Source organism: Limnobaculum allomyrinae, from assembly GCF_016649425.1.
GTDB classification, from domain to species: Bacteria; Pseudomonadota; Gammaproteobacteria; order Enterobacterales; family Enterobacteriaceae; genus Limnobaculum; species Limnobaculum allomyrinae.
The window spans coordinates 216,206-229,157 of sequence record NZ_JADRCR010000007.1; the positions used below are offsets into that span (position 1 = coordinate 216,206).

At 40.0% G+C, this 12,952-nt stretch carries 9 protein-coding genes; 2 read left to right on the top strand and 7 right to left on the bottom strand.

Annotation, left to right across the window (positions count from 1 at the left end):
- Positions 1–20: 20 nt before the first annotated feature.
- The 4 genes from I2494_RS14185 to I2494_RS14200 form a co-directional block, all read right to left on the bottom strand.
- The gene (locus I2494_RS14185; RefSeq protein ID WP_218467405.1) at positions 21–2,591 is read right to left on the bottom strand and encodes a fimbria/pilus outer membrane usher protein; all 2,571 of its coding nucleotides are present in this window, start codon (positions 2,589–2,591) and stop codon (positions 21–23) included.
- Positions 2,592–2,674: 83 nt separating this feature from the next.
- The gene (locus tag I2494_RS14190) at positions 2,675–3,352 is read right to left on the bottom strand and encodes a fimbrial biogenesis chaperone (RefSeq protein ID WP_218467406.1); all 678 of its coding nucleotides are present in this window, start codon (positions 3,350–3,352) and stop codon (positions 2,675–2,677) included.
- Between the two features lie 109 nt (positions 3,353–3,461).
- Complete coding sequence (locus I2494_RS14195) at positions 3,462–3,980, bottom strand: fimbrial protein (protein WP_218467407.1); 519 nt, start codon at positions 3,978–3,980, stop codon at positions 3,462–3,464.
- Between the two features lie 836 nt (positions 3,981–4,816).
- A complete protein-coding gene (locus I2494_RS14200) occupies positions 4,817–5,713 on the bottom strand; it encodes a DMT family transporter (RefSeq protein WP_218467408.1) in 897 nt (298 codons plus the stop codon).
- A 1,077-nt stretch (positions 5,714–6,790) separates the two neighbouring features.
- Between I2494_RS14200 and ptsG the strand changes: the two genes are divergently transcribed.
- On the top strand, positions 6,791–8,251 hold the full coding sequence (ptsG, locus tag I2494_RS14205) for a PTS glucose transporter subunit IIBC (protein WP_218467409.1): 1,461 nt from the start codon (positions 6,791–6,793) through the stop codon (positions 8,249–8,251).
- A 118-nt stretch (positions 8,252–8,369) separates the two neighbouring features.
- Here the strand turns inward: ptsG and I2494_RS14210 are convergent, their stop codons facing one another.
- The 3 genes from I2494_RS14210 to gndA all read right to left on the bottom strand — a co-directional run bounded on the left by I2494_RS14210 (position 8,370) and on the right by gndA (position 10,986).
- Positions 8,370–8,672, bottom strand: a complete 303-nt coding sequence (locus tag I2494_RS14210) for a Blp family class II bacteriocin (RefSeq protein WP_218467410.1) — start codon at positions 8,670–8,672, stop codon at positions 8,370–8,372.
- Positions 8,673–9,098: 426 nt separating this feature from the next.
- Positions 9,099–9,413, bottom strand: a complete 315-nt coding sequence (gene tmaR / locus I2494_RS14215) for a PTS system regulator TmaR (RefSeq protein WP_108901911.1) — start codon at positions 9,411–9,413, stop codon at positions 9,099–9,101.
- Between the two features lie 166 nt (positions 9,414–9,579).
- On the bottom strand, positions 9,580–10,986 hold the full coding sequence (gndA, locus tag I2494_RS14220) for an NADP-dependent phosphogluconate dehydrogenase (RefSeq protein WP_218467411.1): 1,407 nt from the start codon (positions 10,984–10,986) through the stop codon (positions 9,580–9,582).
- A gap of 372 nt (positions 10,987–11,358) precedes the next feature.
- Between gndA and I2494_RS14225 the strand changes: the two genes are divergently transcribed.
- Positions 11,359–12,939 (top strand): TerC family protein, encoded by a 1,581-nt coding sequence (locus tag I2494_RS14225; RefSeq protein WP_218467412.1) that lies wholly within the window; start codon positions 11,359–11,361, stop codon positions 12,937–12,939.
- Positions 12,940–12,952 lie beyond the last annotated feature (13 nt).

Consider the following 12,952-nt stretch of genomic DNA (forward strand, 5'->3'; position numbering starts at 1 on the left):
CACAATTGCGCTTCATATCGCTATTCACACACCGCATTCAGCATATAAATTCCCGTTTCAGGGGTATCTTGCGTATTGTTATAACCAACAGAGCATTGTTCAGATGATGAATTACCCCATTTAGCTTTCAGTTGCCCTTTAGCTTCCATTCCGGTCATAAAGACCTGACCATTTTCACCAACTATCCCTGCCTGGCTCTTTTTATCGCCCATCACTGCGACGACTGCACCAAAGGGAACGGGCAGATTATTCTTCTGTAATAATGTAATTAGCATCCGTTGCCCTACGTTAGTATTATATTCGGCACGTACCACCGCTCCCCGAGTGGGTGTTAGTGTTTGACTGGCTATCGTCATATCAACATCATCGGCAAAAGAGGTGGTATCGAGTGTGATTACATTTTTGCGATACGGTGTCATATAAGGAACGACGGCATATCCACGCCAGTCAGTACGAACGCCGGTATTGTTAGTCACACCGACGTCATCAGCACCAGGCGCTTTTACCAACGCGACCGTCTCTCCCAATGATTGAGATAACGTGATGCCATCACTATGCACTAATACGCCGCCTTCCAGCCCATAGTTCAACCGTTGCATATTGGAGTCGTTACTATAGCCAGCATTAACCCTGCCATATCTTCCCCGATAGTCTACGCCAGCATTACCACTGTTCCCTTCCCCCTGATTGGTATACCCCTGGCTGACGTTATAACTAAGGTTATTATTTTCTAGCGCGGTACCACCTAAACCTACGGTATTTGTGGTTTTGCCATGCCGACTGCTGCTCAGGCTATAATTGGCGTAACTATTGGACAGCCAATGATCCAGCGGCACACTGATATTAAGAGAGAATATCTGATCGGTATTATTGGTTTTATCGCCGTTACTATCCGCACTGTTTTTGCTATAGGTATAATTCATTCCATAGCTAATACTGTTCCAGTTGTTGCTATAGCCTATGCTGGCAGACTGAGTGTTACGCCGATCGTTCCAGTAATCTTCATTTATCAAACTGACCGAAAGACTACCTGTCACTTTGCCCAGATGTTGGCTTAGCATCAGCTCAGAACGACTTTTCTTATGATCGTAAAAACTGTTTCCAACTTCGTAATTGCCGGTATAGCTGTTTAACGTCTCTTGTAGAGTATAAAAACCTGATGTGGAGTAACGATATCCTGCCAGCGCAAAGTTGGTTCCGGTTTCAACAAAATTTTTGTTATAGCGCACCCGCCAGGATTGTCCCTGCTGACTGGATTGATCTTTAAGTGAAGCGTTGGAGTTAGTCACATCAATTGACAAAGCACCTATGGTGCCCATATTTTTACCCAGACCGAATAGCAAAGACTGGTATTGATTACTGGCAATCTGCGTCCCACCATAAATAGTGGTATTCCACGGCAAACCATAAATAGCGGTTAACTGACCGAATGCTTTCTTATCCACATCTGAATTTGAAGGACGATATTCCCCACCAGTAATACTGTATTTAAAACGCCCTTCTCTTTGTAATACCGGAACTGCCGCATAAGGAACGGTAAAATTCTGTTCGGTGCCGTCCGCTTCTTTTACCGTAACGGTAAGATCGCCACTGCTGGCCGTTGAAAACAGATCGGTAATTTCAAATGCGCCTGGAGGGACATAGCTTTGATATATCTGATAGCCATTTTGATGAATAGTGATTTGCGCATTGGTATTGGCAATACCTCTGACCACCGGGGAATAACCACGCATACTGTCGGGCAACATATCATCATCAGAAGCGACCTGAACACCGCGAAAAGGCACACTGTCAAACATATCGCTGGATGAATAGCTATCACCAATAACCAACTGGCTTTTCAGCGGAATAATGTCGCGCTGTACGTAAGTATTGATGGAATCCCATTTATCATTTCCATCACTATCCCGATTCCAGGTTGAATAATTACGCAAACGCCAGGCTCCTGCATTGAGCCCCGAGCGTAAATTTAAATAATAATTGCTGCTGTCTTGAGTACTACTGTCTCTAATCCGGCTGTTAGAACCACTAAAGCTATAGTTCAGTAAAAGTGCACTAATTCCCTGATCTAATTTGTCAGGTGATACATAACCACGGGCCTGAGAGTTCAGTGCAGCCTGAGGAATGCTTAAATTTAAGCGCTGTTGACTGAAATTAAAATCAGTTGATGCCAAAGGGATTATTTGGGCCAAATTGACACATTGAGTGTCATCTTTAGTGGATGGAATAAGTCCAGATTTGACTCCCAATCCTTCAAGCATTCCGGTACTCAGGCAAGGTAACAGAGTTTGTTTTCCGTCCTGACCTTTCTGTAACTGAAAATCAATCTCTAATGATTCCACCACCTCATTATTAAGATAAAGATCGACCCGATACTGGCCAGGTACCTGTGGACCATCCTGTTCAAAAACACTGAGATCGGTGCCCGCCAGATCTTGCTTATCCAAAGATAATAAAGCAGGATTAAAATACTCTTCAGCACAAACCTGATTAATACCTCCCAGCAATAAAGCAAGATGAAAAGCAAGTAATGTCAGCTTGAAACCACGAGAACCAATAACTTCAGAGTGTCCATTAATTATCCTTTTCATTACACATTACTCCATTGTTCAGACATTACTTTTGCCCCACCAAACTTTAATTTCTGGCAACATGTGGATATCAATTTATTCGTTTAGAGGTTTGTACTATAGGTTTTACTGACACCACCATAGTCATTGATGATTTGCCAACTCAGCTTTCCACTTGAATTTTTTGCTAATGATTTAAAACTTTTACTGGAATGGGGAGCAACCATCGTAGAATCAGGAATGGTGGTTCCATTAATCTTTATAGTGAAAAAAGTAATGTAATAAGGAGAATTATTAGTGACGCTAAAACCATTATTGTCGTGCTGCCATTTTAATTCCTGAGCAGCCTCTTCCAGCGTTCCACTTAATTCTTTGGGGCGATAAATTAATTTAATTCGCGTTTTCACTGCAATTTGTAATGAATTTTCTTTTTTATCGGCAGAAGGAATTGATTTAATATTTAGCCAAAATAAAGATTCCTTATTTTGTGGTAAATTACCACCCGCGCGAACAATACGTAATACATTCTCTTGCCCACCACCATTTAAACGAAATAATGGAGGGGTAACAACGAAGGGGGCTTTTTCTGTCACACCATCCTGATTATCAACCCAGGATTGTATTAAATAAGCAGAGTTGTCAGGATTACTGATATTAATTGTGGACTCTTTTTTTGCGCCATCATAAATAAGACGAGTCCCACCAATAACCACACCGGCATAAGTCACACCACTCAGTGATATCAACAAGGTCGCTATTAATAATTTAATACTTTTTTTCATTTATTATTCCTGAATAACAATGATGTAAAAAGGTGGGTCAGGAGCATTACTCTCCTGACCTTACTTTCATTCATTCATTCACTAAGTTGTGAAGTGCTTTACCTAATTATTAAGGGTAAATAATGGTGAAATTTGCTACTGCATTAGCTGCACCAGCCGTAACTGTTGTGCTGGTTGATACATAATAAGCAGTAAAATCCAGTGTATTATCCCCGGCTACAAGAGGGGTGTAAGTTGTAGACTCAGAACCTAATACAATTTTTTGACCTGCTTTATCTTTAATTTGAACACCTACACCAGCAGCACCACCGGTAATATCCAGAACATCGGTTTTTCCAGATACGGTTGTTCCTTCAAAACGAACAGCAACGCCTGATGTCAGAACGTCTGTAGGGCAGTTTTCTAACTTCAAACTAAATGGCATTGGTGAAGATGTATCACCCGCTGCGGTAAACACAGTTTTAGAAACTCGACCCAAATTAACATCCAAATTCTGGCTGCTACTCTCAACAGTACAAGCTGACTCCAAAATCGTACCTTTGAAATTGACTTTACCATCTTCAGCAAAAACAATCGGACTTAAAGCTGTACAAACTAAAGCGGTGGAAATAAAAAAATACTTTTTCATAATCTTTTCCTTTACATATTAAATGGTAAACCATTTTATGTATTTTTATTTATGACATGAGTCTATGTCATTCCTTGTTTATTCGTTTAAAATAATTAATTCCCATCAGCTGGCATAAAACCAACCGCCTAGAATCAATTTCTATACGAATATTAATATTTGATGCCATTAAAATAAAAAGCCTAATGTGTTTTAAAAACACACCAACCAATCAATTCAAGACGATTCAAATATACTATATGAAAATTGGAACTCAATACCCCTGACATTTACCATCGGAATTTAAACAGATTATTAACAATAATCACATCTGATTGTTTTAAGTGAAATTAATTTAATTTAAGATTTGAAATCTTAAAAACAATAAAAAATCACTTACGTGAGCAAGGATAAAATGAAAAAAAACCAAAATAATATCGCATTAAAAATAAAAAATATTTATATGAAAAAATGAAAATAAAAAATTGATTAATAGTTATTAATTAATTGAACAACAATAAGTTAAAATAAAACAGAAGTGGACAACATTAACCAGCACAAGGAAAAGATAAGTTAGAACTTAAAAAAAATAGATAGTAGCGTAAAAAATACAAATTCCCTAATAAGCGTTGTAAATTCTTTATTTTTTATTTTAAAAGAACAAAAAAACAACAATCAACAGAACTGGAATTAATTAATAAATCCAATACCAAAAGCGTGTAATCACCATTACCTAATTAGATATAACCAGAGAAAATAGTCTTAAAAAACAAAGAGTATAGTAGAAAGTTTCATACTGTATTTTATCTATAGTTAAGCAATCCTAAAGATAACAGCACCGGTTATATCAAAGATTATCAATTCTTCCTGGCTTTTTTAGAACACAGATAGATACCCGGTACAATAAACATCGCACTAATAACATGGAACCACTCCAGTTGAACATTCTGGAACAGAATGGCTAATATCCCGCCAGAAAGTGGAATGATATGGGTATAGACCTCTCCTCGAGTTGCACCGATCTCCTGTATTCCCTTATTCCAGAACACATAGGCCAACCACGACGGAAAAATAACCAGATACATCAACCCCATAATAAAACTCATATTGACGTAATGTTGGGCATCAAACTCAACGTTATTGAATGCCATATAAAACATCATCACCGGAATGAGTATGATTGCACCAAGGGAAGAGCTTACCGCAACGAAAACATTGCCAGAGATAGATTTATCTTTTAATCGCAGAAATGAACAATAAAACGCCCAGCTCAGTGCCGATCCCATGGCCCATAAATCACCAACGTTCATAACGTGGAAAGCTTCAATATTCGTCACCTTCCCTTCTAAAATGAGATAGACAACGCCAATCAGGCTCAACAACACCCCTATTACATTATTTCGTGTAATATTATCCTTGAAAATCAATTTATTAATAAGTAATACCATACATGGCGTTGCGGACATATAAATCGCCGCATTCAATGAAGAAGTGTATTGCAAGCCTATATAGAGGGTTAAAGGGAACAACACTTGTCCAAAGATGGCCAGAAACAGGATAACAAAAATAGCGTTTTTAATTTTTGTCTTGTTTGTTTTTACTTGATGCCAATAAAGACTCATCAGTAATATCCCGGTGATGGCCCACCGGGCTTCAGAAAGAATGATCGGATCGGCATTTTTTACCAGAAAATGACCTACGACATAGTTGCCTCCCCAAAAAATAGCCGCCAGCGTCAATATCAGGTAAGCCATAAAAACCACCACTTTGTTTTAAATAATAAAATTAAATTAGCCTGTTTCACTGACATGCTTAATGATATCAATCAAAAAATGTTCGGCACCGATTTCATTAGCTGAGCAAACAATATTTAATGCAATGATTTTATTAATATTATTTAAACTTATGATATGAAAAAGCCCTGACTAGTGTTAGCCAGGGCTTTAGGGTAAAACAAATTGTGAGTTAAACATTAATACTTCAACAGATCATTACTACTAAAAACTAGATGTACACGTTTTGCATAAGAGAAAAATTAAGTATTTATAGCTAAAAATCCCTCCGATTTATTGACCGAAACACTATAATTTTCTGCACATTTAAACTATTAAGTTAGTTTGTTTTCTTGGTTTCAACTAACTTGGTACACCACCTACGCAACAGGTTCTCAATTCATCATCAGTCTGAAACTGTCACGCGCCCTTTAGTTCCCGGCACGCGATGATACTTTAAACTCCGTGACCCGACTTCTGCCGCGATGACAATTATTGATACCCAAATCGCGGCTTCTTCTCATTAACATGCGTTAACTACGAGGCCCTTATCGCGTTTTTTAGACAAAACGCCAGCGCTACAAAATCACCTGAAAGGTTGATTGCACCTGCGTTACAGACCAATCTAACCCTTTATTAAAGCTTGTCAATACTGTTTTTTTATACATATAAAAATATCTTTTTTTGGTAATAAAAACAGCCAGCTAGCAACTCTTGATTACTGCGTTTTTTATTTATTCATTTTTGAGCGAATAAACGTTATTTCTACTCTGCATTTTCTGACGAAAAATTTCATAACGGCTATACTTATTCGAACTCGCTTTATGACATATCAATCTCATTTTTACATATATTTTATAGAGTTAGCGAAATGCCTTTATCGCCCATAATGACTGGATTATGTTCGGTATTTACACAAATTTAAGAAATTGTGACAACTATCACCTTATGTCCAGGGTATTTATTTTACGCTATGAAATAAATACCCTAACCTGAAATTCAGACTCATTGTTCTTAAACCGTCCTGACTAAAACAGACGCTATCCTGGAGCACTTTCCATGTTTAAAAATCTCTTTGCAAATTTGCAAAAAGTCGGTAAAGCACTGATGTTACCAGTATCAGTGTTACCTATTGCCGGTATTTTACTCGGTGTAGGTGCCGCTGACTTTAGCTGGTTACCAACTATAGTTTCTAAAGTAATGCAGCAAGCCGGTGGTTCTATCTTTGAACAGATGCCTCTACTGTTTGCTGTCGGTGTAGCACTTGGCTTTACCAATAACGACGGTGTTGCCGGCCTGGCATCCATCGTCGGATATGGCATTATGGCCGCAACGTTAAACGTAATGGCCGAAGTATTGGGCGTTACCAAAATCGATACCGGCGTATTAGGTGGTATTTTGGTTGGTGGTCTGGCAGGTTATCTGTTTAACCGCTTCTACCGCATCCAGTTACCTGATTATTTAGGCTTCTTTGCCGGTAAACGCTTTGTTCCTATCATTACTGGCTTTATCTGTATTGCTCTGGGTATTGTGCTTTCCTTTATTTGGCCTCCAATCGGAAATGCTATCAGCGCATTCTCTCAGTGGGCTGCTTACCAAAACCCTGCTTTGGCCTTTGGTATTTACGGTGTGGTTGAACGCTCATTGATTCCATTTGGTTTACACCATATCTGGAACGTTCCTTTCTTCTATGAAGCGGGACAGGCTTGCGTTATTGATAGTAAGATTGTAACGACAATTGCCAGCGAAGCTGCTTGTAAAGCAGAAAATGGTCGCTGGATCACTGGTGAAATCCAACGCTACCTTTTAGGTGACAAAACTGCGGGTAATATGGCCGGTGGTTATCTGTTCAAAATGTGGGGCTTACCTGCTGCTGCAATTGCCATGTGGCATACGGCTAAACCAGAAAACCGCGCTAAAGTGGGCGGTATCATGGTGTCAGCTGCACTGACCTCATTCCTGACAGGTATTACTGAACCGATTGAGTTCGCTTTCCTGTTCGTTGCGCCAGTTCTGTATGTTATCCATGCAGTGTTAGCAGGTTTAGCTTATGTAATCACAATCCTGTTGGGTGTGAAGCACGGTATGACCTTCTCACACGGTGCTATCGACTTTACGTTGTTCTATCACCTGTCGACTAAAGGCTGGATGTTCTTCATCCTTGGTCCACTATACGCCCTGTTCTACTATGTTGTTTTCCGCTTCGCTATCATCAAGTTGAATCTGAAAACACCGGGTCGTGAAGAAGATTCTGCAGCCGAAACAACCACTGGAAGCAGTACCGATATGGCACGTGAGTTGGTTGCCGCATTTGGTGGTAAAGGTAATATTACTAACCTGGACGCATGTATTACTCGTCTGCGCGTTGGTGTTGCTGATGTCGCACAAGTCGACCAGGATAAATTGAAGAGTTTAGGAGCGGCCGGTGTGGTAGTTGCTGGTTCTGGTATCCAGGCTATATTCGGAACCAAATCTGATAACCTTAAAAGTGATATGGATGAATATATCCGTAATAACTAATTGCATTTTGCTGCGTTAACTGTGAAAAGCCATCTTTTATAAAGATGGCTTTTTTATTATTAAAAAAAACAGAGAGCAATGCTCTCTGTTAAATATAATTTAAGACTTATTTTATTTATTAATAGCTAGTGTATGCGTCGCGATATTCTTTCGCCAGTTGGTTAATTTCATCCTTACCTAAAACCATTCCACCGAGAAATGCGAAAGAACCAATAACTCCTCCCATAATTGCTCCCCCTAATGAGCTGATCAGACCAAGCCCCAAAATGCCACTAATCTCACCACCTACTTTAGCGCCGCCGACAAAGCCAATCATGCTACCCTGACCAAAACCACACAGAGCGCCTTCCACGACATCACTAAAATTTGCCGCCCATCCACCATTTACTGCATCCATTTCACTATGGCTTAACTCACGCATTTATATTCCCTTAAAGTACATTCAATTATGTATTTGATCATTACATGGGTATTATATTAATTAATATAATACCCATGTAGACAATATCAGCTTTATATTATTTATTTTAGCCTCATTTATTATATTTATTCTCAAGGTAAGTTATTAGCTGCTTTTACTTATAAAAAATTAAAATTAAAGTAATATAAAACATAGAAATAAACTTATATTTCTATTCATTGAATTAATAAGAAAGCAAATGTCATTAGTAATGAGTACATTTAATTAAGCATGACTTATTAGAAATAGTGTATAAATCACTATCACATAAACAAACTTCACTCTTACCTACTGATTTTAATAAAAAATAAACCCTCAGTATGCGAGGGTTTATTAGAGGAGTAATGACATCCAGTCTTAAAAACTGGCTGACACTAACTTTTACTTTTATTTAACGTCTGATTTTGCTTTCATTTTCTGTGAAATATCACGACGTTCTTTAGACAATTCAGCATTTTTAATAATGTACTCATCCACGCGTTCTTCATAATCGCTTTTCATATTGGCGATGATGGCCTGGATATCTTCAATACTCATGCCCGGCTTGATGTACTCACCCAAGTTTTCCAGTAACAATACACGTTTCTGGTTATCGCGGATTTTCTTCTCATTATCCACTATTTCACGCTTCAATTTGTTTTTGCGACGAGACAAGCGTACGTACTCCAGCACATTTTGAAATGAAGGTTTAGCGTTTTCCATCATAGTACCCTTACTTAATAAATAAACAGTTTTAAATCATATAAGCTACCTACGATAGTACGTAAGTCGGGCGCGTTCTGCTACTGAAAAGATAATTTTCTGCGTTATTACCGCATCAATAAAAAATCCGGACGATGCCGGATTTTTTATCTTATTGAAGAAGAAATTATTCCATCCATTCGGTATGGAATACACCCTCTTTATCGGTACGTTTATAAGTATGAGCACCAAAGTAGTCCCGCTGTGCCTGAATCAGGTTCGCAGGTAATACCGCTGCACGGTAGCTATCATAGTATGCAATAGCTGCGGACAGGGTTGGCGTTGGGATACCATGCTGTACCGCATAGGCTACAACATCACGTAACGATTGTTGATATTCGTCGGCTGTTTTCTTGAAGTAACTGGCCAGCAGCAGGTTAGCAATCTTGCCATTCTCAGCATAGGCATCAGTAATTTTCTGCAGGAATTGGGCACGAATAATACAACCTGCGCGGAAAATCTTAGCGATTTCGCCGTAATTCAGATCCCAGTTATATTCTTCAGAGGCTGATTTCAGCTGAGCGAAACCCTGCGCATAAGAGACGATCTTACCCAGATAGAGCGCACGACGAACTTTCTCAACAAACTCCGCTTTATCACCGTTAAATGCCTGAGCTTTTGGACCGGTTAACACTTTAGAAGCGGCTACACGCTCATCTTTTAACGCAGAAAGGAAACGGGCAAATACTGATTCAGTAATCAGCGACAATGGAACGCCAAGATCCAACGAGCTTTGGCTGGTCCATTTACCAGTACCTTTTTGTGCTGCTTCGTCCAGGATAACGTCGACCAGATAGTTACCTTCGTCATCTTTCTTACGGAAGATATCAGCCGTAATTTCTATCAGATAGCTATCCAGTTCGCCTTTATTCCACTCGGTAAAGGTTTCTGCCAGTTCAGCATTAGACAAACCAACCGCTTGCTTCAACAGAGAATAAGCTTCTGCAATCAGTTGCATATCGCCGTATTCAATACCGTTATGCACCATTTTAACGTAGTGCCCGGCACCATCAGAACCAATATAGGTAATACAAGGTTCACCGTTAGCTCTGGCCGCAATTTTCTCCAGAATTGGAGCCACAAGCTCATAGGCTTCTTTTTGTCCACCAGGCATGATTGAAGGCCCTTTTAAAGCGCCCTCTTCACCACCAGATACGCCAGTACCTATAAAGTTGAAACCTTCTGCGGACAACTCTTTATTACGACGAATAGTATCTTTGTAGTAAGTGTTACCACCATCAATCAGAATATCGCCCTTGGCCAGATAAGGCTTCAGTGAATCAATGGTTTTATCCGTTGCTTCACCGGCTTTCACCATTAATAAGATACGACGAGGTGTTTCTAACGAATTAACAAACTCTTCTACGCTATAGCAAGGAACCAGTTTTTTACCCGGATTCTCAGCAATAACCTCATCGGTTTTATCGCCAGAACGGTTAAAAATAGAAACAGAATAACCGCGACTTTCAATATTCAACGCTAAATTGCGGCCCATCACCGCCATTCCAACGACACCAATTTGTTGTTTAGACATAAAAACTCCTGGCTGACCGGACAAATCCACCCGCTAAAATAACGACAAGTGAACAACTTATTCATAACAATTATGATACCCCACCAAAGTTACAATTGGTACGACAGAAATTGCTATCACAGAAATTGCTGGCGTTAATCTTCTTACTGTTAATCATTGACCGATATCCTCCTTCACCGCGATTCATGCCGATCTATTCTTAATAAAAAACACTACGTATTCTTCTGAAATCAGAAAAGTTACCCTGGCTGAATAGACTTTTTGACTTCTGGCATGATTTACAATGACATAATTTATTGTCGTTATCGCGTTTACACCATACAATTATTCAAGCAGCATGTGCTGTGTAACCTGAAGGTAACCACCTGACTTATGGAATGGATCGCTGATCCAACAATTTGGGCCGGCCTTGCAACGTTGGTTGTGCTCGAAATCGTTCTGGGTATTGATAACCTCGTCTTCATAGCCATTCTGGCTGACAAGCTCCCTAAACATCAACGAGACCGCGCACGCGTTGTCGGTTTGATTTTGGCGTTAGTTATGCGCCTGGGATTACTTGCCAGTATCTCCTGGCTCGCTACGCTAACTGCACCGCTATTCCACCTGCTTGAACACCCTTTTAGTGGACGTGACCTGATCATGTTGATCGGTGGTCTGTTCCTGTTGTTTAAAGCAACCATGGAGTTGAATGAACAGTTAGAGGGGAAAGACCACGACGATCAAACCCAGCAAAAAGGTGCCAAATTCTGGGCGGTTGTTGCACAAATCGTGGTATTGGATGCCGTATTCTCATTAGACTCAGTCATTACCGCCGTTGGTATGGTTGACCATCTGGCCGTCATGATGATTGCTGTCTGTATCGCAATGGGTCTGATGTTACTGGCCAGTAAGCCACTAACACGCTTTGTAAACGCGCATCCTACCATTGTAATTCTGTGTCTCAGCTTCCTGTTAATGATTGGCTTCAGCCTGGTAGCAGACGGATTTGGCTTCCATATTCCGAAAGGTTATCTGTATGCCGCGATTGGTTTCTCTATCCTGATTGAAGTGTTTAATCAGTTATCAATCGCCAACCGCCGTAAATATCTGTCATCCAGCCGCCCACTACGTCAACGTACTGCGGAAGCCGTTTTACGTATGTTAAGTGGAAAACATGAAGATGCTGAGCTGGATAACTATAGTGCGAATTTGATTGCCGATACCAAAGAAGATGATGGTCTGTTTAACCAACAAGAACGCCGCATGATCGAGCGAGTATTAGGTATGGCTCAGCGTACTGTTGGCAGTATCATGACTTCTCGTCATGATATTGAAAATCTGGATTTGAGTGAACCGGAAGAGACCATTCGCCAGTTGCTACACAAAAACCAACATACGCGCATGGTAGTAACGGAAGATGGTTCCGTAGATGAACCATTAGGTGTTGTTCATGTAAATGATTTGCTAAAGCACCATTTGGAACATCCTGATTTGAATATCCGCTCGCTGGTTAAACAGCCGCTAATATTCCCGGAAACGGTATCCCTATTAATGGCGCTGGAGCAATTCCGTAAGGCTAAAACACACTTCGCTTTTGTGGTTGATGAGTTTGGTTCAGTGGAAGGTATTGTAACGCTGACCGACGTGATGGAAACCATCGCTGGTAATTTGCCAGTTGATGGTGAAAATATCGATGCCCGTCATGATATTCAACATGAAGCTGACGGTAGCTGGATTGCAAATGGCTATATGCCGCTGGACGACCTGGTAGTTTATGTTCCAATCGAGATTGAAGAAAAACGTGAATATCACACGTTAGCCGGTTTGTTGATGGAATATACGCAACACATTCCCGCCGTGGGAGAGCAGGTAAAAATCGGTGAATGGTTATATGAACCGCTGGAAGTTAACAGTCACCGTATTCTGAAAGTTAGGATTACTTCACTGGCAGAACCAGAACCGGAAGATGAGTAAAGTTTAACGGCAA